The following is a 23,467-nucleotide window of genomic DNA, read 5'->3' as shown; positions in this document are numbered from 1 at the left end:
GCGCACGCTGCGCCTGCGACGGCGCGGCCTGCTGCATCGGCTGCTGCGCGGGCGGCGTCGCCTGGCGCTGCGTGACGCTGGAATTCTGGCGGCCGATGCTGCGCCCGCCGCCCACGCGCTTGGCTTCGGCGTCGAGCGATGCGAACGTGCCGGCCGTGAGCAGGCCGACCATCAGCAGCGTGCCGACCCGTCGGGCCCACGGCTTCGACGGCTTGCTACGGTTGAACAACGTACGCGATTCGGACATCAGCTTCTCCAGATGAAAGGAAAATGTATGGGAAGAACCCCTTAGTACTTGGTTCCAAGGTGTAAAGCTACCACGCCACCTGACAAATTGTAATATTTGACGGCATCGAGGCCCGCTTGTTCCATCATCGTCTTCAGCGTGTCCTGGTCGGGATGCATCCGGATAGATTCAGCAAGATACCGGTAACTGTCGGCATCTTTCGCGAACTTGTCGCCAAGCCACGGTAATACTTTGAAAGAATACACGTCGTACGCTTTTTTCAGCGGCTCCCAGACTTTCGAGAATTCGAGCACCATCACGCGGCCGCCCGGCTTCGCGACGCGGCGCATCTCGGCGAGCGCGGCATCCTTGTGGGTCATGTTGCGCAGCCCGAACGCGACCGTGACCACGTCGAAGTAGTTGTCGGGAAACGGAATTTTCTCGGCGTCGCACAGCAGCGACGGGGTCACGACGCCCTTGTCGAGCAGCCGGTCGCGGCCGACCCGCAGCATCGATTCGTTGATGTCCGTGTGCCAGACCTCGCCCGTCGGCCCGGCGGCCTTCGCGAACGCGCGGGTCAGGTCGCCCGTGCCGGCCGCGATGTCGAGCACCTTGTAGCCGGGGCGCACGTTCGCCTGCGCGATCGTGAACGCCTTCCACGCGCGGTGCATGCCGGCCGACATCAGGTCGTTCATCAGATCGTAGTTGCTCGCGACCGAATGGAACACGCCCGCCACTTTCTTCGCTTTATCGTTTTCCTCGACGCTTTCGAAGCCGAAGTGGGTTTTGCTCATCGCGTTGATCCTCAGTAAAAGGCAAGACGGCGCCGAGAGCCGGCGCCGTCGTTCAGTGGCAGTGGCCGTGCGGCGTGCCCGCCGCCGGCATCGGGGCATCGCGATCGACGCCCGCCGCCTTCAGTTTGTCGAAATAGTCGCGCCACAGCGCATCCTGGTGTGTCGCCAGTTCGTACAGCAGGTCCCACGAATAGATGCCGGTCGAATGGCCGTCGGAGAAGGTTGGCTGCAGCGCGTAGTTGCCGACGCCCTCGAGCGCGGTGATCGTCACCTCGCGCTTGCCGGTCTGCAGGGTTTCCTGCCCCGGCCCGTGGCCGCGCACCTCGGCCGACGGCGAACAGACGCGCATCAGCTCGAACGGGATCCGGTAGTTCTCGCCGTTCGGGTACTGCAATTCGAGCACGCGCGACACCGCGTGCACGACGACGCCCGACGGAATCGGGGTCGTGGAAGTCAAACCGCTCATGGCTGCCTCGAATCGGTCAGTCGTTGAATCTCTTCGCGTACCACATTGTGCAACAACGACGCCTGCGCGGTGCGCTGGCGCAGCAGCGCGTCGGACACGCTGCGCTGCCGCGGCGCCCAGACCGGCTGCGGAAAGTGCGCGTCGTTCGAGAAGCGAGGAATCACGTGCCAGTGCACGTGCGGCACCATGTTGCCGAGGCTCGCGAGGTTCACCTTGTTCGGCCGCATCACGCGCCGCACCGCGCGCTCGACCGCGCAGACGACATCCATCACGCGCGCGCGCTCGGCGTCGCCGAGATCGGAGAACTCGGCGACGTGCTCGCCCCAGATCACCCGGCAGAAGCCCGGGTAGTCGTGCTCGCCCGTCGCGAGGACGACGCGCAGCGCGCCGTCCCGCCACAGCACCTCGCCGCCGTCTTCACGGCAAAACACGCATTCCATCGTCGGCTCCAGTCGTGCGATCAAGCCCGCATTAGACCAGCACGCGCTCGATCCCGCCATTGTTTGCGCGTGCGACGTAGTCGGCCATCCAGTTCTCGCCGAGCACCTGACGCGCGATCTCGACCACGATGTAGTCGGCCTCGATATTCGCATCCTCGTTGTAGCGCGACAGGCCCTGCAGGCACGACGGGCAGCTCGTCAGGATCTTCACGTCCGGGCCGCCGTTCGCAGCCGCGGCGGCCGACGCTGGCGCACCGCCCGCGACGACCGGGATGCTGCGCAGTTTTGCCGCACCCTTCCTGATCTCCTCTTCCTTGCGGAAGCGGACCTGGGTCGAAATGTCCGGACGCGTGACCGCGAGCGTGCCCGACTCGCCGCAGCAGCGCTCGTTCTTCTCGATCTTGTAGCCGTCCTTTTCCGAGCCCATCAGCTCGTTCACGAGCTTGACGGGGTCCATCGTCTTGATCGGCGTGTGGCACGGGTCGTGATACATGTAGCGCGTGCCCGTCACGCCGTCGAGCTTCATCCCCTTCTCGAGCAGGAACTCGTGGATGTCGATGATCCGGCAGCCCGGGAAGATCTTGTCGAATTCGTAGCCGGCGAGCTGGTCGTAACAGGTGCCGCACGACACGACCACCGTCTTGATGTCGAGGTAGTTCAGCGTGTTCGCGACCCGGTGGAACAGCACGCGGTTGTCGGTGACGATCTTCTCGGCCTTGTCGTACTGGCCCGCGCCGCGCTGCGGATAGCCGCAGCACAGGTAGCCCGGCGGCAGCACGGTCTGCACGCCCGCTTCCCACAGCATCGCCTGCGTAGCAAGACCTACCTGCGAGAACAGGCGCTCGGAGCCGCAGCCCGGGAAGTAGAACACCGCTTCCGAATCGACAGTCGTCGCCTTCGGGTCGCGGATGATCGGCACGATCTTGTTGTCCTCGATGTCGAGCAGCGCACGCGCCGTCTTCTTCGGCAGGTTGCCCGGCATCTTCTTGTTGACGAAGTGGATCACCTGCTCGACGACGGGCCGCTTGCCGGTCGTCGCCGGCGGGTGCGCGGTCTGCTTCTTCACGACGTTCTTCAGCATGTCGTTCGCAAAGCGCTGCACCTTGTAGCCGACGCCCATCATCACGCTGCGCGCGGCGTTGATCGTCTGCGGATTGGTCGCGTTCAGGAAGAACATGCCCGCCGCGCTGCCCGGATTGAACTTCTTCTTGCCCATCTTGCGCAGCAGGTTGCGCATGTTCATCGTCACGTCGCCGAAGTCGATCTTCACCGGGCACGGCGTCGCGCACTTGTGGCAGACCGTGCAGTGGTCGGCCACGTCGTTGAACTCGTCCCAGTGCTTGATCGACACGCCGCGGCGCGTCTGTTCCTCGTACAGGAACGCCTCGATCAGCAACGACGTCGCGAGGATCTTGTTGCGCGGGCTGTACAGCAGGTTCGCGCGCGGCACGTGCGTCGCGCACACCGGCTTGCACTTGCCGCAGCGCAGGCAGTCCTTCACCGAATCAGCGATCGCGCCGATGTCGGACTGCTGCATGATCAGCGACTCGTAGCCCATCAGCCCGAAGCTCGGCGTGTACGCGTTGCGCAGGTCCGCGCCCTCGAGCAGCTTGCCCTTGTTGAAGCGGCCGTTCGGGTCGACACGCTGCTTGTACGCGCGGAATTCGGCGATCTCGTCGTCGGTCAGGAACTCGAGCTTCGTGATGCCGATCCCGTGCTCGCCGGAGATCACGCCGTCGAGCGAGCGCGCGAGCGTCATGATGCGCGCGACCGACGCGTGCGCGTCCTGCAGCATCTCGTAGTTGTCGGAGTTGACCGGGATGTTCGTGTGGACGTTGCCGTCGCCCGCGTGCATGTGCAGCGCGACGAACACGCGGCCGCGCAGCACCTGCTTGTGGATCGCCTGCGCCTCGTCGAGGATCGGCTCGAACGCGCCGCCGTTGAAGATCGCGCGCAGCTCCGCGCGGATCTCCTGCTTCCACGAGATCCGCACCGTGCGGTCCTGCGTGACGTGGAACACGTTCACGCCCGGCTGCATGTCGACGCGGTCCGCGAACTTCTCGGCGCGTGCCTCGTAGCCGAGCTGCACGAGGTAGTGCTGCGCCTCGCGCAGCGGCTGGTCGAGGCGGTCGCGCACGAATTCCCAGCGGGCGCGCACGCGCTTGAGCAGTTCCAGCGCCTGCTGCACGCGGTCTTCCAGCAGCTCGGCGCTCGGGATCTCGTTCGCGTCGTCGGTCTTGCCGAGCGGCAGGTTGCCGCTCGTGAAGAACGCTTCCAGCGCGTCGACGAGCTGCAGCTTGTTCTTCAGCGACAGCTCGATGTTGATCCGCTCGATGCCGTCGGTGTACTCGCCCATCCGGTTCAGCGGGATGACGACGTCCTCGTTGATCTTGAACGCGTTCGTGTGCTTCGCGATCGCGGCCGTGCGGCTGCGGTCGAGCCAGAAGCGCTTGCGCGCCTCCGCGCTGACCGCGACGAAACCCTCGCCGCTCTTGCCGTTCGCCATCCGGATCACTTCGGAGGTGGCGTGCGCGACCGCATCGGCGTCGTCGCCGACGATGTCGCCGATCAGCACCATCTTCGGGAACGCGTTGCGCTTGCTCTTGGTCGCATAGCCGACCGCGCGCAGGTAGCGCTCGTCGAGGTGCTCGAGGCCCGCGAGGATCGCGCCGCCCTGCTTCGACGTCTCGAACAGGTAGTCCTTGATCTCGACGATGCTCGGGATCGCCTCGCGCGCCTGGCCGAAGAACTCGAGGCAGACGGTGCGCGTGTGCGCGGGCATCTTGTGCAGCACCCAGCGCGCGGACGTGATCAGCCCGTCGCAGCCTTCCTTCTGCACGCCCGGCAGGCCCGCGAGGAATTTATCGGTGACGTCCTTGCCGAGGCCTTCCTTGCGGAACCGGCGGCCCTCGATCTCGAGCATCTCGCTCTTCAGCAGCTTCTCGCCCGGCGCATACGCGCCGTCGAACCACTTCAGCTCGAAACGCGCGACCGGGATGTCGTGGATCTTGCCCTGGTTGTGCTCGTGGCGCGTGACTTCGAGCCAGTTACCGTCCGGGTCGACCATCCGCCACCAGGCCAGGTTGTCGAGCGCGGTGCCCCACAGCACGGCCTTCTTGCCGCCCGCGTTCATCGCGACGTTGCCGCCGATGCAGGACGCGTCGAGCGACGTCGGATCGACCGCGAACACGTAGCCGGCCGCTTCCGCGGCTTCGGTCACGCGGCGCGTGACGACGCCCGCGCCGGAGAAGATCGTCGGCACCTTGTGCACGACGCCCGGCAGCTCGGTCAGCTCGACCGCGCCGAGCTGTTCCAGTTTTTCGGTGTTGATCACCGCCGAGAACGGCGTGAGCGGCACCGCGCCGCCCGTGTAGCCGGTGCCGCCGCCGCGCGGGATCACCGTCAGGCCGAGCTCGAAGCAGGCCTTGATGAGGCCCGCGATTTCCGCTTCGGTATCCGGGGTCAGCACGACGAACGGGTACTCGACGCGCCAGTCGGTCGCGTCGGTCACGTGGGACACGCGCGACAGCCCGTCGAAGCGGATGTTGTCCTTCTGCGTGCAGCGGCCGAGCGCCTTGGTCGCGCGGCGGCGCAGCTCGGCCATCTTGTCGAATTCTTCCGCGAACTCGTCGACCGCGCGCTGCGCGGCGGCCTCGAGCATGCCGACGCGCGCCGCGCGCTCGCGGGCGGCGTCGTCCTGGTTGGCGGTCAGGTCGGCGCGACGGCGCTTCTCGATTTCGGTCAGCCGGTGGTTCAGCGCCTCGATCAGCAGCGCGCGGCGCTTCGGGTTGTCGAGCAGGTCGTCCTGCAGGTACGGGTTGCGGCGCACGACCCAGATGTCGCCCAGCACTTCGTACAGCATCCGGGCCGAGCGGCCCGTGCGGCGCTCGGCGCGCAGCTCGTCGAGCACGGCCCAGGCTTGCTCGCCCAGCAGGCGGATCACGATTTCGCGATCGGAGAACGAGGTGTAGTTGTACGGAATCTCACGCAGACGGGGCGCGGGGTCGGTGGCGACGGCGGCGGCCGCGCCATGCGGATCGAAAACTTGTGGTGCGTTCATGTTCGGACGACTCGAGGGGCCGATGCACCGGACAGCGGCGTCGGCAAGCGCGTGGGCGCAATCTTGGGGAAATCTGTTCTGTTACCGGGCGACGGAATGCCTCGCATGGGGCCGGAGCGCGACTCCGGGTCGACGCCGCCTGGTGGCGCTCGGAGCCATCAGCACGATCGCGCGCGGCGCGCATGCCGTTCCGCCGCGGGGCTGGCTGCGCGCGGCGACGGCTTCAAAAGGGCGATCCGAGGGTGCCTCTGCATCTTCCGATCCTTGATTCAAAACGAAATTCTACCCCATGATCGGGCCTAGCGTGAGACGTCGGAGCGGCTGTGGGGATATCGCCGGAACGCCCGCCAGCCAAGGCTCGAAGCGGTTTCGGGGCACTATTCGCCGTCCGGCCGGTCGGTAACCGTCCGGTTAAGCCGACATCGGAACGCGATTGGAACGCGATCCGGACGCGATCGGCGCGACACGGAAAGCCGCCGCTGCCCCGGCGGGGCGCTGCGGCGGCCCGGCCGGCAAGGACTCAAGGGGTCGCGCGCGGGAGCGCGCAACAGCTGCCCATATGCCCGTTGCATGCGGACGGAGCCTAGGCGCTATCATTGATCCTTTATCCGTCTGCATCCGCACTGCTCGCGAGCGCCCATGGCATCCCACGATTATCTGAAGAAAATCCTCACCGCGCGCGTCTACGACGTCGCGATCGAGACAGAGCTCGAACCGGCCCGCAACCTGTCGGCCCGGCTGCGCAACCCCGTGTACCTGAAGCGCGAGGACAACCAGCCGGTGTTCTCGTTCAAGCTGCGCGGCGCGTACAACAAGATGGCGCACATTCCGGCCGACGCGCTCGCGCGCGGCGTGATTACCGCGTCGGCGGGCAACCATGCGCAGGGCGTCGCGTTCTCGGCGGCCCGGATGGGCGTGAAGGCCGTGATCGTCGTGCCGGTCACGACCCCGCAGGTGAAGGTCGACGCGGTGCGCGCGCACGGCGGCCCGAGCGTCGAGGTGATCCAGGCAGGCGAGTCGTACAGCGACGCGTACGCGTACGCGGTCAAGGTGCAGGAGGAGCGCGGCCTCACGTTCGTCCACCCGTTCGACGATCCTTACGTGATCGCCGGCCAGGGCACCATCGCGATGGAGATCCTGCGCCAGCACCAGGCCCCGATTCACGCGATCTTCGTGCCGATCGGCGGCGGCGGACTCGCATCCGGCGTCGCCGCGTACGTGAAGGCCGTGCGCCCGGAGATCAAGGTGATCGGCGTGCAGGCCGAGGATTCGTGCGCGATGGCGCAGTCGTTGAAGGCAGGCGAACGCATCGAGCTGACCGAGGTCGGCCTGTTCGCGGACGGCACCGCGGTGAAGCTCGTCGGCGAGGAAACGTTCCGGCTCTGCCGCGAGTATCTCGACGGCGTCGTGACGGTCGACACCGACGCGCTGTGCGCGGCGATCAAGGACGTGTTCCAGGACACCCGCAGCGTGCTCGAGCCGTCCGGCGCGCTCGCGGTCGCGGGCGCGAAGCTCTACGCGGAGCGCGAAGGGATCGAGAACCAGACGCTGGTCGCGGTCACGTCCGGCGCGAACATGAACTTCGACCGGATGCGTTTCGTCGCGGAGCGCGCGGAAGTGGGCGAGGCGCGCGAGGCCGTGTTCGCGGTGACGATCCCCGAGGAGCGCGGCAGCTTCAAGCGCTTCTGCTCGCTCGTCGGCGAGCGCAACGTGACCGAGTTCAACTACCGGATCGCCGATGCGCAGGCCGCGCACATCTTCGTCGGCGTGCAGATCAAGCGCCGTGGCGAATCGGCGGAGATCGCCGCGAACTTCGAGTCGCACGGCTTCCAGACCGTCGACCTGACGCACGACGAGCTGTCGAAGGAACACATCCGCTACATGGTCGGCGGCCGCTCGCCGCTCGCGCTCGACGAGCGCCTGTTCCGCTTCGAATTCCCGGAGCGGCCGGGCGCGCTGATGAAGTTCCTGTCGTCGATGGCGCCGGACTGGAACATCAGCCTGTTCCATTACCGTAACCAGGGCGCGGACTACAGCTCGATCCTCGTCGGCCTGCAGGTGCCGTCCGCCGACCGCGCGGAGTTCGAACGCTTCCTCGCGGCGCTCGGCTATCCGTACGTCGAAGAGAGCGGCAATCCGGCCTATCGCCTGTTCCTGTCCTGAGCGAGCCCATCATGAATCCCGAACACTCCCCGCTCGGCAAGGCGACCGTCTACGCGGCGCAGTACGACGCGTCGCTGCTGTTCCCGATCCCGCGCGCCGGCGCGCGCGAGCAGATCGGCATCCCGTCGCCGCTGCCGTTCTTCGGCACCGACATCTGGAACGCGTACGAGCTGTCGTGGCTCAACGCGCGCGGCAAGCCGCAGATCGCGGTCGCGACGTTCTACGTGCCGGCCGAATCGCCGAACATCGTCGAATCGAAGTCGTTCAAGCTGTATCTCGGCTCGTTCGCGCAGACGACCTTCGATTCCGTCGATGCCGTGCGCGACGCGCTGAAGCGTGATGTGTCGGCCGCGTGCGGCGCGAGCGTCGCCGTGCAGCTCGTGTCGCCGCACGATTTCCACAAGCTCCAGATGGACGAGCTCGACGGGCTGTCGCTCGACCGGCTCGATCTCGAAGCCGACGTCTACGAACCCGATCCGTCGCTGCTGTCTGCTGCGCACGACGAGGCGCCGGTCGAGGAAACGCTCGTGTCCGACCTGCTGCGCTCGAACTGCCCGGTCACCGGCCAGCCCGACTGGGGCAGCGTGCAGATCCACTACGTCGGGCCGCAGATCGATCACGCGGGCCTGTTGCGCTACATCATCTCGTTCCGCAATCACACGGGCTTTCACGAGCAGTGCGTCGAGCGCATCTTTCTCGACATCCTGCGTGCGTGCAAGCCGGTGAAGCTCGCGGTCTACGCGCGCTATACGCGGCGCGGCGGCCTCGACATCAACCCGTTCCGCACCAACTACAACCAGCCGATGCCGGACAACGCGCGCACCGCGCGGCAGTGACGACAGCGGTTTGCCGTCGCGGCAAGAAGCCGCAAGAAGCCGCAAAAAAAACAGCCCCGGTCAGCGCAAGCCGACCGGGGCTGTTTTCCTGTGCGCGGGGAAGCGCGGCTGCGTTACTTCGCCGGCGCCTTGTAAGCGATGCAGTCGACCTCGACCTTGCAGTCGATCACCATGCTCGACTGCACGCACGCGCGTGCCGGCGGATGCTCGCCGAAGTACGACACGAACACCTTGTTGAACGACGCGAAATCGCGCGCGTCGTCAAGCCACACGCCGCAGCGCACGACGTGCTCGAGGCCGTAGCCGGCTTCCTTCAGGATCGCGATCACGTTCTCGATCGTCTGCTTCGACTGCGTGACGATCCCGCCTTCGACCACCTCGCCGTTCACCATCGGCGTCTGGCCCGACACGTACAGCCAGCCGTCGGCTTCGACCGCACGCGCAAACGGCATCACCTGGCCGCCCGTGCCCTTCGCTTCGCCTACGCCATATCGCTTCATCGTTTCACTCCTGTTCTCGGTTACGGATGCGCGCGCCGGTCGCGGCGCGCGCGGAAAATCTGTACAAAAGCCGCGCGTCAGAACGCCGCGTCGGTGCTCGCCTGCGCCCGCGCGCCGCGCGCGACGAAGCCGCCTGCACGCTCGCCCGTCGGCTGGCCGTCGCGGTAAGTCAGCACGCCGTTGACCCACACCGCGTCGATGCCATGCGCGGGCTGCTGCGGCCGGTCGAAGGTCGCCGCGTCGATCACGCGATCGGGATCGAACAGCACGAGGTCCGCGTGGAAGCCGACACGCACCTCGCCGCGCCCGGCGATCCCGAAGCGGCGTGCGGACAGCGACGTCATCTTGCGGATCGCCTCCTCGAGCGGCAGCAGCCCCGTGTCGCGCGCGTAGTGCCCGAGCACGCGCGGGAACGCACCCCACAGCCGCGGGTGCGGCAGCGGATCGTTCGGCAGCCCGTCCGAGCCGACCATCGTCGCCGGATGCGACAGGATCCGGCGCACGTCGTCCTCGGACATGTTGTGGTACACGGCGCCCGCCGGCCGGATCCGCTGCGCGGCTTCCTGCTCGGTCACGCCCCAGTCGGCCGCGATCGCCTTCAGCAGCTTGCCCGCGACTTCCGGGTGCGGCTCCGACCACGTGATCGTGATGTCGATGTCGCCCGTCACCTGCTTGAGATCGAGCGTCGACGAGCTGCGGCTGTACGGATAGCAGTCGCAGCCGACCGGCTGGTAGCGGCGCGCGCCCTCGAGCGACGCGAGCACCTCGGTGCTACGCCCCCAGTTCGACGGGCCCGCGCATTTCAGGTGCGAAATCACGACCGGCACCTGCGCATGGCGGCCGACGCGATACGCCTCGTCCATCGCGTCGAGGATCGCGTCGAACTCGGTGCGCATGTGCGTCGTGTACAGCGCACCCGCGTTCGCGAGCGGCTCGGCAAGCGCCATCACCTCTTCGGTCGGCGCCGCGAACGCGGAGCCGTACGCGAGGCCCGACGACAGCCCGAGCGCGCCGTGCGCGAGCGCTTCCTCGAGCTGCGCGCGCATGCCGGCGATTTCCGCGTCGGTCGCCGCGCGGTCGAGGCGGTCCATCTGGTTGTTGCGCAGCGCGGTGTGGCCGACGAGCGCGGCCACGTTGACGGCCGGCCGCGCGTCGTTCACCGCCGCGACATAGTCGGCGAAGGTCGGATACTGGAATGCATCGCGCTCGCCGAGCAGGTTCATCGGGTCGGGCGGATCGCCCGCGAGCGTGACCGGAGACGCACTGATCCCGCAGTTGCCGACGATCACGGTCGTCACGCCCTGCGTGATCTTCGGCAGCATCTGCGGCGAGCGGATCACATGCGTGTCGTCATGCGTGTGCACGTCGACGAAGCCCGGCGCGAGCGCGCGGCCGTTCGCTTCGACGACCTCCTCGGCCAGCCAGTTCGACAGATTGCCGATCGCCGCGATCATGCCGTTGCGGATCGCGACGTCGCGCTCGACCGGCGGCGCGCCGGTGCCGTCGTACAGCAGTGCACCAACGATCAGCGTATCGGCGGCTTCGGGATGCGAATGCATGGTCAGTCTCCTAGCGGTTGACGGTCTCCGCCGCCGCGGTGCGCATCGAGCGCATGCTTGATCCGGCGCAGCGATTCCCGGCACCCGTCGCCGAGCCGCAGCGCGACGCCGGTGACGAGCACGTCGATGGCCATCATCATCGCGTAGCGCGATGTCGACGGTTTGAAAATGAAATCGGTCTCGAACGCGACGACCGGAATCAGGTGGTCGGCGAGCTGCGCGAGCGGCGACGCCGGCGCGGTGACCGCGATCACCGTCGCGCCGTAGCGCTTCGCGAGCGCGCAGCTCTCGAGCAGCTCCGGCACCCGCCCGCTCACCGACAGCGCGACGACGGCGGCATCCTTCGACAGCGTCGCCGACACCATCCGCTGCAGCACGCTGTCCTGGTAGCTCGCGACCGGCCGGCCGAAGCGCACGAGCCGGAAACGCAGCTCGTCGGCGAGCGCGGTCGACCCGCCGCCCTGCCCGTACACGTAGATCATCTTCGCGCCGGCGAGCTGGTCGGCGGCCGCGTCGAACGACGTCTGGCGCAGCAGTTGATGGTTGTGCGCGAGCGCGACCTGGATCTCGTCGTAGACGACCGACGCGGGGTTCGGCTTCGCATCGCCGGCGCGCGCGGCGTCCGACGGCGCGAGGAAGCGCTGGCCGACGGCGGCCGCCTGCGCGACGAGCAGCTTCAGTTCGCGCACGTCGCGGCAGCCGACCGCCTTCGCGAAGCGCGTGACCGTCGCGACGCTCACCTGCGCGTCGCGCGCGAGCGCGCCGATGCTCGCATGCGCGGCGCGCGCGAGATCGGCGAGGATGAACGCGGCCACCTTGCGCTCGGCGTCGCGCAGCTCCGGCGCGCATTCGGCGATCCGGGCGACGATGTCGACGACCAGTTGGGCGACCGGTTGGGCGACCGGTGGCTCTGCGGGCTCTGCGGGCTCGTTAGCCGGCGGAACGAAAGACGGGGCAGCGGGCGTATTCATCTGCGGGTTCGGTTGCGGCGCACCATGTTACTAAATAACATTACCGCACCGATGCTACTTTCTGTACCATCGGCGTGTCAACTTCGGTGCAATACATAGCGATGATGGAGCGGGATGACATGAAAGTTACAAACTATCAGGACGCGACGATCGATCCGTTTGGCAAGGGCCTCGGCAATCTGCCGAGCGCGAGCGTGCCGCTCGCCGACGCGGGCCGCCTCGAGTGGAACCTGCTCGCGGAAGACGTCAGCCTGCCGGCCGCGGTGCTGTACGAGGACCGCATCGAGCACAACCTGAAATGGATGCAGGCGTTCGTCGAGGAGTACGGCGTCAAGTTCGCGCCGCACGGCAAGACGACGATGGCGCCGCAGCTGTTCCGCCGCCAGCTCGACGCCGGCGCGTGGGGCATCACGCTCGCGACCGCGCACCAGACGCAGGCCGCGTATCACGGCGGCGTGCGGCGCGTGCTGCTCGCGAACCAGCTGGTCGGCCGTCACAACATGACGATCATCGCGGAACTGCTCGCGGACCCCGAGTTCGAGTTCTTCTGCCTCGTCGACTCGGTCGACGGGATCGACCAGCTCGGCCGCTTCTTCGGTGAAGCGAAGAAATCGCTCAACGTGCTGCTCGAGCTCGGCGTGCCGGGCGGCCGCACCGGCATTCGCGACGACGCGCAGCGCGATGCGGTGCTCGCCGCGCTCGCCCGTTATCCGGACACGCTGAAGCTCGCCGGTATCGAGCTCTATGAAGGCGTGCTGAAGGAAGAAGGCGAGATCCGCGCGTTCCTGCAGCACGCAGTCGCGCTGACGCGCGAGCTCGCCGCCGCCGGCCGCTTCGCACGCACGCCGGCGATCCTGTCCGGCGCGGGTTCGGCGTGGTACGACGTGGTCGCGGAGGAGTTCGCGAAGGCATCCGACGCGGGCTTCGCGGAAGTCGTGCTGCGTCCGGGCTGCTACCTGACGCACGATGTCGGCATCTACAAGCATGCGCAGACCGGCGTGTTCGCGCGCAACCCGATCGCACGCAAGATGGGCGAAGGCCTGCTGCCCGCGCTGCAGCTGTGGGCGTATGTGCAGTCGATCCCTGAGCCGGATCGCGCGATCGTCGCGCTCGGCAAGCGCGACTCGGCGTTCGACGCGGGCCTGCCCGAGCCGGCCCGCCATTTCCGCCCGGGCCGCGACACCGCGCCGCGCGACGTCGCCGCGAGCGAAGGCTGGGCGATCACGGGCCTGATGGACCAGCACGCGTACCTGCAGATCCCGCCCGGCGCGGACCTGAAGGTCGGCGACATGGTCGCGTTCGACATCTCGCACCCGTGCCTGACGTTCGACAAGTGGCGCCAGCTGCTCGTCCTCGATCCGCAGTTCCGCGTGAAGGAAGTGATCGAGACGTTCTTCTGACCGGCTGCGGCTGGGTATCGGCCGTCCCGCAACGGGGCGGCCGCCGTCATGCCGCCGTCATCCCGACTTCGATGCGCCGGGGTACACTGCGCTTTCGTCCTCGGGCCCGTTCTCGCCAGTCAGCGACGATCGGCGCGAACCGGCCCGCACGCCCCTTCCACTTTGTATCGGACCCGAGCAAGCGCAAAGGCGCTCACTCCGGTCGACACTGGAGAAAGCCATGGCCGCAAAGAAGATCCTGTTCCTGACTGGCGATTTTGCCGAAGACTACGAAACGATGGTGCCGTTCCAGGCACTGCAGGCGGTCGGCCACCACGTCGACGCGGTGTGTCCGGGCAAGCGGGCGGGCGACAAGATCAAGACCGCGATCCACGACTTCGAGGGCGACCAGACCTACACCGAGAAGCCGGGCCATCAGTTCACGTTGAATGCGGCGTTCGACGACGTCGACGCGGCGCGCTACGACGCGCTCGCGATCGCGGGCGGCCGCGCGCCCGAATACCTGCGTCTCGATCCGAGAGTCATCGCGCTCGTGCGTGAGTTCGCGGCGGCCGGCAAGCCGATCGCGGCGATCTGCCATGCGGCGCAACTGCTCGCGGCCGCCGACGTGATCCGCGGCAAGCGGATCTCGGCCTACCCCGCGTGCGCGCCCGAAGTGAAGCTCGCGGGCGGCGAATATGCGGACATTCCGGTCGACGCGGCCGTCACCGATGCACCGTTCGTCACCGCGCCCGCGTGGCCCGCGCACCCGGCGTGGCTCGCGCAATTCCTCGCGCTGCTCGGCACGCGCATCGAGCTGTAACGAAGTGGACGGCGGCGCGGGCGGCGAACCGCGCCCGTTCAGCGCGCCGCCGGCTGCGTGCCGACTTCCGCGATCCGCGCCTCCAGCATCGCGAGCGCGCCCGACAGCGCATTCAGCACGTCGTCCGGGAGCTGCGCGACCGTCTCGTCGAAAAACGCCTTGCGCCGCGGCAGGCACGCATCGAACGCCGCGTGCCCGGCGGCGGTCAGCGTCACGTTGGTCACGCGATTATCGCGCGCGTCGGATTCGCGCTCGATCCAGCCGAGCGCGTCGAGCGCCTTCAGCTGGCGCGTGAGCGCACCCGGGTCGATCCGCAGCACTTCGACGAGCCGCTTCTGCGACGCGTGGCCGTTCATCGAGTGGAGCGCGACCATGATGCGCCAGCGCGGCATCGGCTGGCCGACGTGAGTCTCGAACGCGGTCATGAACGCGCGATACGTCCGTCCGAATTGCTGCAAGATCGCGACGCGGTCCTGTTCTTCCATGCGCTGAATTCTGTTCCTTCAATCAATCTGCCGCGACGTGCGGTTCGATCTTGCGCCGCAGCGCGATCGGCGGCACGCGGCGGCATTGCCACACCGAATACACGGCGACGACGGCCGCCATCGCGACGCCCACGTGAATCGCGCTGACGAGCGATTCGCGGGCCGCCTCCAGCAGCAGCGCGCCATTATGCCCGGCCCGCGTCAGCTCCGCGACGAGACCGCCCTGCGCCGCGCGGTCGATCAGGATCTGCGGATCGGCGAGCTGCGCATGCCATTGCAGCGCATGGTCGGCCGAAAGCGCGTTGCGCACGCCGCCCGCGTACATCTGGTTGACGAGCGTGCCCGTCAGCGCGGTGCCGACCATCCCGCCGACCATCCGCAGCGACTGCAGCAGCGCCGTCGCGATGCCGAGATGCTCGCGTCCGGCGGTCTGCTGCGCGAACACCGTCAGGTTCGGCAGCACGAAGCCGAGGCCGACGCCGCCCGAGACCATCAGCGCCATCAGCAGCCAGCGCGGCGTGTCGTGCGTCGCGACGACGACGCCGGCGCACGCGATCGCGAACAGCACGAAGCCCACTTGCAGCATCGCGTTCGGGTTGCGGATGCGCGTCACGACGCGGCCGTTCATGATGCTGCCGATCGTGATGAACACAACGAGCGGCGTGATCACGAGCCCGGCCTCCTTCGGCGACATCCCGAAGCCGCCCTGGAACAGCAGCGGCGCGTAGAACAGCAGCGAGAACATCGAGAAGCCCGCGAGCATCGCGAGCACGAAGAGTGCGGACAGCGCGCGGTTGCCGAACATGTCGAACGGCAGGATCGGCTGCGCGCAGCGCTTTTCCCAGTGCCACAGCCCGATGCCGGCGGCGAGCGCGATCACGAGCAGCAGCGTCGGCCAGCCCGCGACACCGTATTTCGGCAGCCATTCGACGAACAGTTGCAGCGAGCCGAGCGACAGCGCGATCAGCACCGCGCCCGGCCAGTCGAGCCGCATCTTTTCCCGATGCTCGACGTGCCGCAGGTGCGGCAGGTAGCGCCAGACGAACAGCAGCGACAGCAGGCCGACCGGCAGGTTCACGTAGAACACCGAGCGCCAGCCAAACGACTGGGTCAGCACGCCACCGAGCGACGGCCCGATCGCGTTCGCGATGCCGAACGCCGAACTCATCATCACCTGCCAGCGCAGCCGCACGACGGAATCGGGAAACAGGTCCGGAATGCACGCGAACGCGGTGCCGACCAGCATCCCGCCGCCAATGCCCTGCAGCCCGCGCGCGAGCACGAGGTACAGCATGTCGTTGGCCATCCCGCACAGCACCGATGCGGCGGTGAACAGCACGATCGACGCGATCACGAACGGCTTGCGCCCGTAGTAATCGCCGAGCCGCCCGAAGATCGGCACGGTGATCACCGAGCTCAGCAGGTACGAGGTTGCGACCCACGCATACAGGTCGAAACCTTTCAGTTCGGCGACGATCGTCGGCAGCGCGGTGCCGACGACGGTCTGGTCGAGCGCGACGAGCATCGTCACGAACGAGATGCCGATCATCGCGAGCAGCGATTCACGGAACGGCAGGACTTGCCCGCTCGAATGGTGGGCAGCGGTATGGATGGCCATTTTTTGTTGGCGCAACTTTTGACGGGTCAAACAATCTGAAAATTCTATCATGGGTGCGGTAATCTAGCTGGCGGCCGGCATTCCGGCCGAGCCGCGAAGGAGAAAGATGGAACCGATTTCGACCGGCGTTGCGACCACGCTGTCTGAAGACGACCGGGACGCGTTGCGGCACGCGAAGCAGGTGCTGGAAAGCCCGTCGCTGACGCTGAAGCTGACGAGCCTGCTCGGTACGCCGATCGAGAAGATGATCGGCAGGCTGCCGGATTTCGCGACCGGCAAGATCAACGACGCGACCCAGCTCGCGCTGCGCAAGTGCCTCGGTCTCGCGCTGCGCACGCTCGGCAGGCCGCCGGCCGCGGAATCCGACGCGCACGACAAGCCGAGCAACCTGCTGCACAAGCTCGCGGTCGCGACGACGGGCGCCGCGGGCGGCGCGTTCGGCTTCGTCGCGCTGCCGGTCGAGCTGCCGGTGACGACGACGCTGATCTTCCGCTCGGTGTGCGATATCGCGCGCAGCGAGGGCGAGGACCTGACGTCGGTCGATACGCAGTTGCAATGCCTCGCCGTGCTCGGGATGGGCGGCAACCCGGACAGGAAGGAAGAGGAAGCCGATCTCGGCTACTTCGTGCTGCGCGGCGCGCTCGCGCAGGCGATCTCGAAGGCGTCGTCGGACATCACGACCAAGGGCATCGCCGCGCACGGCTCGGCGGCCGTGTTCAAGCTCGTGCAGACCGTCGCGTCGCGGTTTTCGGTGCAGGTGACCGAGCAGATGGCGGCCAAGTCGATCCCGGCGATCGGCGCGGTGCTCGGCGCGACCGTCAACACGCTGTTCATCGATCACTTCCAGCAGATGGCGCACGGCCACTTCACCGTGCGCCGGCTCGAGCGCAAGTACGGCACCGCGGCCGTCAAGGCTGCGTATCAGGCGATCGACGCCTCGCCTGCACGCTGAACCGCGCGCTCGACCGCGACGCGGCGCAGGAACGCGGCCGCGCGGTCGAGCGCCTGCCGCGACTCCGGCACCATCGGCGCATACAGCTGCCACACGTGCGGCATCTCCGGCCAGACCTCGATCTCGACCTGCACGCCGGCCGCCTTCGCCTTGTCGGCGACGCGACGCGCATCGTCGAGCAGCACCTCGGTGCTGCCGGCCTGGATGAAGAGCGGCGGCAACCCCGTGAAATCCGCATAAAGCGGCGACGCGTACGGATGCGTCGGCGGCGTGTCGCCGAGATACAGCTTCGCCGCCTTCGGGAACGCCGCGCTGGCGAACATCGGATCGAGGCCGTCGTGCGTGCGCAGCGTGTCGCCCGTCGCCGCGAGATCGGTCCACGGCGAGAACAGGATCGCGCCGGCCGGCAGCGGCTCGCCGCGATCGCGCAACGCGACGAGCATCGCGAGCGCGAGCCCGCCACCGGCCGAATCGCCGCCGAGCACGATCGACTCAGCCGGCGTGCCGAGTTCGAGCAGCCGGCGATAGGCGGCCAGCGCGTCGTCGAGCGCGCCCGGGAAGCGGGTTTCCGGCGCGAGCCGGTAGTCGAGCGAGAACGAGCGCACGCCCGCGCGCTTCGTCAGCCCGAACACGAGTGGACGATGGGTCTTCGTCGAGCAGAAGTAATAGCCGCCGCCGTGGAAATACAGCAGCGTGCGTCCGCCGGCCGGCCCGGCCCCCTGCCCGGACCGTCCGTCGACGCGGTCGAGCCACTCGCCGCGCAGCGGCGCGTCGTTCGGGCCGTAGCATTGGCGCAGCCGATAGCCCGATGGCGCGCGGCGCGGCACAACCATCCGCAAATCGGTAAAGCGCCGTGCCCGCGCGGGATCGAGCGTGGGACGCATCGTCTCGGGACGGAACTGCCAGCGCAGCAGCCAGCAGGCGAACTTGCTTTGCCAACTCATCGGACGCACTCCCACATTCCGTTACTCCGTTACGCGAATGTGTCGATGGTACGTGCGATCGTTCCCGTGCCGCTCGAACGGAGCCTCTATATCAAACGCGAAGCGCCCTAGCCCGCCGGCAGCACCTGCCCGCGGATCTCACCGGACGGATGCTCCTTCGTGTGGACGTTGAAGTACCACTTGCCGGCCATCAGGTCGGTCACCTGCTCGTCGTTCAGCTCCTTCGAACCCTTGATCGGGCTCGCAAGGCCGTCCTTCGGAATCGGCACCTGCACGCCGGCGTTCTGCCCGACGGGTGCCGGCCCGTGGAAATGCGCGGCGATCGCGGGGCCGGTCAGGTCCTTGTACGCGATCGACCATTGCAGCGTGTGCGTGGCCGTGTCGTAAGTCGCGTCGACGTTACCCGAACCGTGGCTGGTGGTGGGCGGCACTTCGCTCGAAGGCTGCAGGTTGGCGGACAGGTGGACGGTTTCGGCCGCAGCGCTGCCGGCAGCCAGCACGCCCGCGAGTAACGCGACCTGAAGGAAACGCAGCTTCGGCATGAAATCTCCTTGTACGACGTTGGACGCCACCCGACGGGGGACATATCGCTCATGTTAGTCGATCGCCGCCGATCGGGCAGCACGCCGGCGATTCGTCGAGGCCAGCCTGCCGCAGCGAGGAAAGGACCTTTGCAAGCGGACACCTGAATCCGCACGCGGCCTTTCGATACACTCCGTCTCACAGTTGCTTGTTTCCTTCGTCCGAAGGAGTCTGCGAGTATTCACGCGGCCACCCGGCCGCGTTTTTTTTGCGACACGCGGATCGGGCATGCCGGGTCCGCGATCGCCACCCCGATCGTCAAGCATAACGAATCAACGAATTGGCGACCCCGCGCTTCGATCCTCAGCGTCGAACCCCGCCCCCCCTGACTGCCCGATCCGACACGAAACAAGCGTCACCGTCATATGCCGTAACACGCGATTCACGACCCGCGGCTCGACGTATGCGCGCCGACACGCGAGAATCCCGGCTGTAACGTAATTGAAGGAAAACCTGCTGTGCCGGACCGACGCCTGACGCTCCCCCTGCCCTCACCGCGCCGTCTTCGCCCGCTGGCGGCCGGACTGTTCTCGGTCGCCGCGCTGCATGCGGCGCCCGCGTCCGCGCAGGAATTCGCACTGTTCGGCGGCTCGCTCTGGGGTGGTGGCGGCCGCTCGTATGCGTGGGCGTTCGATTATCAGGAGGGGTTGAGCCCGCACACCGCGCTCGGCTTCACCTGGTACAACGAAGGCCACATCCCGAATCACCACCGCGACGGCCAGGCCGTCCAGTTCTGGGGCCGCTGGCCGCTCGAGAACCGCCGCTTCGTGCTGTCGGCCGGTGCGGGACCGTACCGCTACTTCGACACGACGCCGGCCGGCGCGGGCGAAGGCTATTCGAACTCGCACGGCTGGGGCGTGCTGATGAGCGTGCGCGCCGCCTATTACACGTCCGATCGCTGGGTCACGCAGCTGCAGCTGAATCGCTCGCAGGTGTTCCGCGGCCCGAACACCACGTCGCTGATGTTCGGCATCGGCTACCAGCTCGACGCGCCCGGTACGCCGGGCCCGCGCGACACGCCACTGCTGCGCACGGGCAAAGTCACGAACAACGAAGTGACCGCGATGCTCGGCGAGACGATCCTGAACAGCCGCTCGTCGCCGTCGACGCTCGGCGGCAGCGTCGAATACCGGCGCGGCCTCACCAGCACGGTCGACTGGACCGCAACATGGATGTACGAAGGCGCGAAGCAGTCAGTGCGCCGCAACGGTGTCGCGTCGCAGTTCTGGCTGACGCGCGCGTTCCTGGACGACAAGCTCACGCTGTCGGCCGGCGCGGGTGCCTACTTCACGGTCAATCAGCGCAACGTGCAGGGTCAGCCGGGCCCCGGCGACGGCGGCGTGTCGGGGATCGTGTCGATCTCCGCCAGCTACCGGCTCTCTGACCGCTGGCTCACGCGCGTCACGTGGAACCGGGTCGTCACGCGCTACGACCGTGACACCGACGTGATCCAGGCCGGCGTCGGCTATCGTTTCTGAGCGCGGCGCGCGGCCGCCGCAGGCACGGCATCCGAATCGAACGCGGGCGCGGGCGCGGGCGCGTGCATCGCGTCAGCTCCGGTAGCCGGGATCGGCGCGGTCGACGATGCGCTGCAGCGCGTCGAACGCATCCTGGCCGACGCCGTGCTTCGGATCGAAGTTCAACGAGTCGCGCACACAGGCTTCGAGCACCGGCGGCGCGATCGGCAACGCGTCGCCGATCGCATGCGTCGCGACCTGCACTTCGCATGCGCGGTTGAGCAGCCACATCAGCGAGAAGGTCTCGGCGAGCGTGCGGCCGATCGTGACGGGCCCGTGATTGCGCAGCAGCAGCACGGGCCGCCCGCCCGCACTCGCGACGATCCGCCGGCCTTCGTCGAGATGCACGGTGATCCCCTCGAAGTCGTGATACGCGACCTTGCCGTATAGCTGCGCCGCATAGAAGTTCGAGAACGACAGCCCGTCACGCGAACAGCACACGGCCATCGCGGGCGTCGTATGCACGTGCATCACGCAGTGCGCATCGGGCAACGCCGCGTGGATCGCGCTGTGAAACGTGAAGCCGGCCGGATTGATCGGCCAGTCGGAATGGCCGATCACGTTGCCGTCGATGTCGATCTTGACGAGGTTCGACGCGCACACCTCGCGGTAATGCAGGCCGAACGGATTGATCAGGAAGTGCCCGTCCGCATCCGGCACGCGTAGCGAGATGTGGTTGTAGATCAGCTCGGTCCAGCCGAGATGGTCGAAGATGCGGTACGCGGCCGCGAGCTGCACGCGCGCCTGCCATTCGGCTTCGGAAAATCGGGCGGGACGGGAAAACGGCTGGTTCGGTACGTGATGCATGCGGGGGCTCCGGTTGAGCAGGCGCGGGCCGGGCCGCACCGCGGTGGCCTCGCACGTCGTCTCCTGGCGCCGGCGGCCGTGCTGGCCGGCGCGTTGCATATCGCTGACAGACGGGCCGCGCGTCGTGCGCGACGGATCCGGCAGCACCGTCACGATCCGTAGATCGTTGCGCGCACAACCATATCACCTTTCTGAATCCACCGGAATGGCGGCGATCACCGAATCGTTCTGGCACGGAATCGGCGCGTGCCCATGCCGGCCGGCGAATCGGCGAATGCACGGCGAATGCTGCACCCGAGCCGCGAGCGCCCCGCCACCACCGTGGACAGACCCTCATAACGAGTCGCCGCCCGGCAGCGCATGAACACGCAGCAGTCGGAAACGGCCGCCGCACACCGCGCGAGCCACTGTGGTCCGACCAATCTCAGCCCGCGTCGCCGCTTTGCTCGAAATGGCGGCGCACGTGGTCGATATGCGTCTGCATCGCGGTGCGCGCCTCCTCGGGGCGGTGCGCGCAGATCGCGTCGCAGACGATCCGGTGCTGCAGCAGCAACTGGTCCGACGCGCCTTCGTCGTGCTCGGTCATCCCCGCCACGTTGATCGAGATGTGCTCGCGCAGCATGCCGATCACGCTCGTATGCAGGTGCAGGAACATCGTGTTGTGCGACGCGAGCGCGATCGCCTCGTGCAGCTTCGCGTCGGTCGCCGCCTCGACCGCCTTGTCGTCGTTCGCGTGCGCGGTTTCGAGCTCGCGCATCAGCGCGCGGATCCGGCGCCGGTCGTTCGCGTCCGCGCGCAGCGCCGCAAAATACGCGGTCGCGCCCTCGAGCACGCGGCGAAACTCGAGGATGTCGTCGCGCAGCGCCGGATGGTCGGCGACGAGCTGCCCCCACGGCGACGCGATCCCCGCGCGCAACTGGTCCGTCACGTACACGCCCGCGCCACGCCGGCTCTGCAGCAGGCCGCGCGCGACGAGCCGCTGGGTCGCCTCGCGGATCGTGTTTCGCGCGACGCCGTATTGCTGCGCGAGCACCCGCTCGGCCGGCAGGCGCGCGCCGGCCGGCCACGTGCCGTCGAGCAGCGCCGTCTCGATCTTCCGCATCACCAGTTCGGTCCGGCCACGCGCCGTCATCGCTGCCATCGTCGGGTCTCCAGAATGCGCGCGGCGCCGATTGGCCCAACCAATTTGAGCTAACGCGCCGTCGCAGGAATTATGCAGCGAAACCGCCGTCCCGCGTGCCGGGCAGGCGTCCCCCTGGAGCGAGACATGAACGAAAGGCAGTATCCACCGGCCGCGCCCGCGGACGTCTATCTGTTCGCGACCTGCCTGGTCGACCTGTTCGTCCCCGACGCGGGCCTCGACGCGGTGCGGCTCCTCGAGCGCGAGGGCCTGACCGTCCACTATCCGCGCGGCCAGAGCTGCTGTGGCCAGCCTGCGTACAGCAGCGGCAATCCCGACGAAGCGCGCCGCGTCGCGGCCGCGCAGCTCGACCTGTTCACGAAGCCGTGGCCCGTGATCGTCCCGTCCGGGTCGTGCGCCGGCATGATGCGGCACCATTGGCCGGCGCTGTTCGCCGACGATCCCGTCAACGGCCCGAAGGCGCGCGAGATCGCCGAGCGCGTGTACGAATTCGCCGAATTCCTCGTCCATGTGCTCGACGTGCGCGTCGACGCGATCACCGCTGCCGCCGCCGCTGCTCAGCCGGACGAGCGTGTGGTGCTGCACACGTCGTGCGCGGCGCGCCGCGAAATGGGTACGCGCACACACGGCGTCGCGCTCGTCGACGCGCTGCCGGGCGTGTCCCGCATCGAACACGAACGCGAATCCGAATGCTGCGGCTTCGGCGGCACGTTCTCGCTGAAACATCCCGACATCTCCGGCGCAATGGTGCACGACAAGGTCGCGTCGGCGTGCGCGACCGGCTGCGACCGGCTCGTGTCCGCCGATTGCGGCTGCCTGCTGAACATCGGCCACGCGGCCGCGAAGGCCGGCGCGCCGCTGCCGGTCGAGCATCTCGCGAGCTTCCTGTGGCGCCGCACGGCCGGCGCCGCGTCGCTGCGCGGAGACGACCAATGAGCGCCCGTAACGCGATCCTCGCGCGGCTGCGTGCCGCCGCGCCGGGTGTCGATGCATCGGCCGCCCGCACCGTCGATGCGCCGCGCATCGGCGACAACATCGGCGACAACATCGACAACCGCATTGACAACCATTACGCGACGCGGCGCGGCACGGCCCCGGATCGGAAGAGCGGGGTGTAGGGAAAGAGTGTCGGCACTGGTATGAAGCTCGGTGGTGTCCGTGTCGTAACAAAAAAGAACATGAAGTAGCAGCAACACAGCGCCCA

General features: G+C 67.7%; 21 protein-coding genes and 1 pseudogene. 8 read left to right on the top strand and 14 right to left on the bottom strand.

Annotation, left to right across the window (positions count from 1 at the left end):
- The 5 genes and pseudogenes from G3N94_RS29055 to G3N94_RS29035 all read right to left on the bottom strand — a co-directional run.
- Nucleotides 1-247: pseudogene (locus G3N94_RS29055) on the bottom strand (hypothetical protein); the annotation flags it as partial.
- Between the two features lie 41 nt (nucleotides 248-288).
- Nucleotides 289-1,020, bottom strand: a complete 732-nt coding sequence (ubiE, locus tag G3N94_RS29050) for a bifunctional demethylmenaquinone methyltransferase/2-methoxy-6-polyprenyl-1,4-benzoquinol methylase UbiE (protein ID WP_205796220.1) — start codon at nucleotides 1,018-1,020, stop codon at nucleotides 289-291.
- 52 nt (nucleotides 1,021-1,072) lie between these two features.
- Complete coding sequence (locus G3N94_RS29045; RefSeq protein WP_205796218.1) at nucleotides 1,073-1,486, bottom strand: DUF971 domain-containing protein; 414 nt, start codon at nucleotides 1,484-1,486, stop codon at nucleotides 1,073-1,075.
- Nucleotides 1,483-1,926 (bottom strand): HIT family protein, encoded by a 444-nt coding sequence (locus G3N94_RS29040; RefSeq protein WP_205796216.1) that lies wholly within the window; start codon nucleotides 1,924-1,926, stop codon nucleotides 1,483-1,485. Before G3N94_RS29040 ends, G3N94_RS29045 begins: the two co-directional genes overlap by 4 nt.
- A 31-nt stretch (nucleotides 1,927-1,957) precedes the next feature.
- Nucleotides 1,958-5,986 carry a DUF3683 domain-containing protein gene (locus G3N94_RS29035; protein ID WP_205796214.1) on the bottom strand — a complete coding sequence of 1,343 codons (4,029 nt, stop codon included), beginning with the start codon at nucleotides 5,984-5,986 and terminating at the stop codon, nucleotides 1,958-1,960.
- A 639-nt stretch (nucleotides 5,987-6,625) separates the two neighbouring features.
- On the opposite strand from G3N94_RS29035, the gene ilvA reads away from it, so the two are divergent.
- Nucleotides 6,626-8,149 (top strand): threonine ammonia-lyase, biosynthetic, encoded by a 1,524-nt coding sequence (ilvA, locus tag G3N94_RS29030; protein WP_205796212.1) that lies wholly within the window; start codon nucleotides 6,626-6,628, stop codon nucleotides 8,147-8,149.
- Between the two features lie 11 nt (nucleotides 8,150-8,160).
- The gene (gene queF / locus G3N94_RS29025; protein WP_205796210.1) at nucleotides 8,161-8,985 is read left to right on the top strand and encodes an NADPH-dependent 7-cyano-7-deazaguanine reductase QueF; all 825 of its coding nucleotides are present in this window, start codon (nucleotides 8,161-8,163) and stop codon (nucleotides 8,983-8,985) included.
- Between the two features lie 113 nt (nucleotides 8,986-9,098).
- Here queF and G3N94_RS29020 read toward each other — a convergent pair whose 3' ends face one another.
- From G3N94_RS29020 to G3N94_RS29010, 3 genes are all read right to left on the bottom strand, one after another.
- Entirely contained in the window at nucleotides 9,099-9,485 is a 387-nt protein-coding gene (locus G3N94_RS29020) for a Rid family hydrolase (protein ID WP_006751946.1), read from the bottom strand.
- Between the two features lie 77 nt (nucleotides 9,486-9,562).
- Nucleotides 9,563-11,044 carry a D-aminoacylase gene (locus tag G3N94_RS29015; protein ID WP_205796208.1) on the bottom strand — a complete coding sequence of 494 codons (1,482 nt, stop codon included), beginning with the start codon at nucleotides 11,042-11,044 and terminating at the stop codon, nucleotides 9,563-9,565.
- Between the two features lie 2 nt (nucleotides 11,045-11,046).
- Nucleotides 11,047-12,015: a MurR/RpiR family transcriptional regulator gene (locus tag G3N94_RS29010; protein ID WP_205796206.1), complete on the bottom strand. Its 969-nt coding sequence runs from the start codon at nucleotides 12,013-12,015 to the stop codon at nucleotides 11,047-11,049.
- A gap of 119 nt (nucleotides 12,016-12,134) precedes the next feature.
- Here G3N94_RS29010 and G3N94_RS29005 point away from each other — a divergent pair, with 119 nt between their 5' ends.
- Together G3N94_RS29005 and G3N94_RS29000 are read left to right on the top strand one after the other, a co-directional pair.
- Nucleotides 12,135-13,415 (top strand): amino acid deaminase, encoded by a 1,281-nt coding sequence (locus G3N94_RS29005; protein ID WP_205796204.1) that lies wholly within the window; start codon nucleotides 12,135-12,137, stop codon nucleotides 13,413-13,415.
- 220 nt (nucleotides 13,416-13,635) lie between these two features.
- A complete protein-coding gene (locus G3N94_RS29000) occupies nucleotides 13,636-14,217 on the top strand; it encodes a DJ-1/PfpI family protein (RefSeq protein ID WP_205796202.1) in 582 nt (193 codons plus the stop codon).
- Between the two features lie 38 nt (nucleotides 14,218-14,255).
- On the opposite strand, the gene G3N94_RS28995 is transcribed toward G3N94_RS29000, so the two are convergent.
- Together G3N94_RS28995 and G3N94_RS28990 are read right to left on the bottom strand one after the other, a co-directional pair.
- Complete coding sequence (locus G3N94_RS28995; protein WP_205796200.1) at nucleotides 14,256-14,702, bottom strand: MarR family winged helix-turn-helix transcriptional regulator; 447 nt, start codon at nucleotides 14,700-14,702, stop codon at nucleotides 14,256-14,258.
- Between the two features lie 22 nt (nucleotides 14,703-14,724).
- A complete protein-coding gene (locus G3N94_RS28990) occupies nucleotides 14,725-16,320 on the bottom strand; it encodes an MDR family MFS transporter (protein ID WP_205796198.1) in 1,596 nt (531 codons plus the stop codon).
- Nucleotides 16,321-16,426: 106 nt separating this feature from the next.
- Between G3N94_RS28990 and G3N94_RS28985 the strand changes: the two genes are divergently transcribed.
- On the top strand, nucleotides 16,427-17,272 hold the full coding sequence (locus tag G3N94_RS28985) for an EcsC family protein (RefSeq protein ID WP_205796196.1): 846 nt from the start codon (nucleotides 16,427-16,429) through the stop codon (nucleotides 17,270-17,272).
- Here G3N94_RS28985 and G3N94_RS28980 read toward each other — a convergent pair.
- Nucleotides 17,242-18,216: an alpha/beta hydrolase gene (locus tag G3N94_RS28980; protein ID WP_205796194.1), complete on the bottom strand. Its 975-nt coding sequence runs from the start codon at nucleotides 18,214-18,216 to the stop codon at nucleotides 17,242-17,244. The genes G3N94_RS28985 and G3N94_RS28980 overlap by 31 nt on opposite strands.
- A 107-nt stretch (nucleotides 18,217-18,323) precedes the next feature.
- The gene (locus tag G3N94_RS28975) at nucleotides 18,324-18,758 is read right to left on the bottom strand and encodes a CHRD domain-containing protein (RefSeq protein WP_205796192.1); all 435 of its coding nucleotides are present in this window, start codon (nucleotides 18,756-18,758) and stop codon (nucleotides 18,324-18,326) included.
- Between the two features lie 552 nt (nucleotides 18,759-19,310).
- Here G3N94_RS28975 and G3N94_RS28970 point away from each other — a divergent pair.
- Nucleotides 19,311-20,276, top strand: coding sequence for a hypothetical protein (locus G3N94_RS28970; protein ID WP_205796222.1), 966 nt, complete (start codon nucleotides 19,311-19,313; stop codon nucleotides 20,274-20,276).
- A 72-nt stretch (nucleotides 20,277-20,348) separates the two neighbouring features.
- Here the strand turns inward: G3N94_RS28970 and G3N94_RS28965 are convergent, their stop codons facing one another.
- Together G3N94_RS28965 and G3N94_RS28960 are read right to left on the bottom strand one after the other, a co-directional pair.
- Entirely contained in the window at nucleotides 20,349-21,122 is a 774-nt protein-coding gene (locus G3N94_RS28965; RefSeq protein ID WP_205796190.1) for a class II aldolase/adducin family protein, read from the bottom strand.
- A 424-nt stretch (nucleotides 21,123-21,546) separates the two neighbouring features.
- Complete coding sequence (locus G3N94_RS28960; protein WP_205796188.1) at nucleotides 21,547-22,263, bottom strand: FadR/GntR family transcriptional regulator; 717 nt, start codon at nucleotides 22,261-22,263, stop codon at nucleotides 21,547-21,549.
- Between the two features lie 126 nt (nucleotides 22,264-22,389).
- On the opposite strand from G3N94_RS28960, the gene G3N94_RS28955 reads away from it, so the two are divergent.
- The gene (locus G3N94_RS28955) at nucleotides 22,390-23,199 is read left to right on the top strand and encodes a (Fe-S)-binding protein (protein WP_205796186.1); all 810 of its coding nucleotides are present in this window, start codon (nucleotides 22,390-22,392) and stop codon (nucleotides 23,197-23,199) included.
- Nucleotides 23,196-23,381 carry a hypothetical protein gene (locus G3N94_RS28950; RefSeq protein WP_205796224.1) on the top strand — a complete coding sequence of 62 codons (186 nt, stop codon included), beginning with the start codon at nucleotides 23,196-23,198 and terminating at the stop codon, nucleotides 23,379-23,381. Before G3N94_RS28955 ends, G3N94_RS28950 begins: the two co-directional genes overlap by 4 nt.
- Nucleotides 23,382-23,467 lie beyond the last annotated feature (86 nt).

Origin of the sequence: Burkholderia sp. Ac-20353, from assembly GCF_017104785.1 — a bacterium.
GTDB lineage: Bacteria > Pseudomonadota > Gammaproteobacteria > Burkholderiales > Burkholderiaceae > Burkholderia.
This window is presented reverse-complemented; position numbering and strand designations above follow the sequence as displayed.

What these genes read in the sequence shown, in the direction of transcription:
- ubiE (WP_205796220.1), bottom strand. Translation starts at nt 1,020, where the DNA reads ATGAGCAAAACCCACTTCGGCTTCGAAAGCGTCGAGGAAAACGATAAA.
- G3N94_RS29045 (WP_205796218.1), bottom strand. Translation starts at nt 1,486, where the DNA reads ATGAGCGGTTTGACTTCCACGACCCCGATTCCGTCGGGCGTCGTCGTG.
- G3N94_RS29040 (WP_205796216.1), bottom strand. Translation starts at nt 1,926, where the DNA reads ATGGAATGCGTGTTTTGCCGTGAAGACGGCGGCGAGGTGCTGTGGCGG.
- G3N94_RS29035 (WP_205796214.1), bottom strand. Translation starts at nt 5,986, where the DNA reads ATGAACGCACCACAAGTTTTCGATCCGCATGGCGCGGCCGCCGCCGTC.
- ilvA (WP_205796212.1), top strand. Translation starts at nt 6,626, where the DNA reads ATGGCATCCCACGATTATCTGAAGAAAATCCTCACCGCGCGCGTCTAC.
- queF (WP_205796210.1), top strand. Translation starts at nt 8,161, where the DNA reads ATGAATCCCGAACACTCCCCGCTCGGCAAGGCGACCGTCTACGCGGCG.
- G3N94_RS29020 (WP_006751946.1), bottom strand. Translation starts at nt 9,485, where the DNA reads ATGAAGCGATATGGCGTAGGCGAAGCGAAGGGCACGGGCGGCCAGGTG.
- G3N94_RS29015 (WP_205796208.1), bottom strand. Translation starts at nt 11,044, where the DNA reads ATGCATTCGCATCCCGAAGCCGCCGATACGCTGATCGTTGGTGCACTG.
- G3N94_RS29010 (WP_205796206.1), bottom strand. Translation starts at nt 12,015, where the DNA reads ATGAATACGCCCGCTGCCCCGTCTTTCGTTCCGCCGGCTAACGAGCCC.
- G3N94_RS29005 (WP_205796204.1), top strand. Translation starts at nt 12,135, where the DNA reads ATGAAAGTTACAAACTATCAGGACGCGACGATCGATCCGTTTGGCAAG.
- G3N94_RS29000 (WP_205796202.1), top strand. Translation starts at nt 13,636, where the DNA reads ATGGCCGCAAAGAAGATCCTGTTCCTGACTGGCGATTTTGCCGAAGAC.
- G3N94_RS28995 (WP_205796200.1), bottom strand. Translation starts at nt 14,702, where the DNA reads ATGGAAGAACAGGACCGCGTCGCGATCTTGCAGCAATTCGGACGGACG.
- G3N94_RS28990 (WP_205796198.1), bottom strand. Translation starts at nt 16,320, where the DNA reads ATGGCCATCCATACCGCTGCCCACCATTCGAGCGGGCAAGTCCTGCCG.
- G3N94_RS28985 (WP_205796196.1), top strand. Translation starts at nt 16,427, where the DNA reads ATGGAACCGATTTCGACCGGCGTTGCGACCACGCTGTCTGAAGACGAC.
- G3N94_RS28980 (WP_205796194.1), bottom strand. Translation starts at nt 18,216, where the DNA reads ATGAGTTGGCAAAGCAAGTTCGCCTGCTGGCTGCTGCGCTGGCAGTTC.
- G3N94_RS28975 (WP_205796192.1), bottom strand. Translation starts at nt 18,758, where the DNA reads ATGCCGAAGCTGCGTTTCCTTCAGGTCGCGTTACTCGCGGGCGTGCTG.
- G3N94_RS28965 (WP_205796190.1), bottom strand. Translation starts at nt 21,122, where the DNA reads ATGCATCACGTACCGAACCAGCCGTTTTCCCGTCCCGCCCGATTTTCC.
- G3N94_RS28960 (WP_205796188.1), bottom strand. Translation starts at nt 22,263, where the DNA reads ATGGCAGCGATGACGGCGCGTGGCCGGACCGAACTGGTGATGCGGAAG.
- G3N94_RS28955 (WP_205796186.1), top strand. Translation starts at nt 22,390, where the DNA reads ATGAACGAAAGGCAGTATCCACCGGCCGCGCCCGCGGACGTCTATCTG.
- G3N94_RS28950 (WP_205796224.1), top strand. Translation starts at nt 23,196, where the DNA reads ATGAGCGCCCGTAACGCGATCCTCGCGCGGCTGCGTGCCGCCGCGCCG.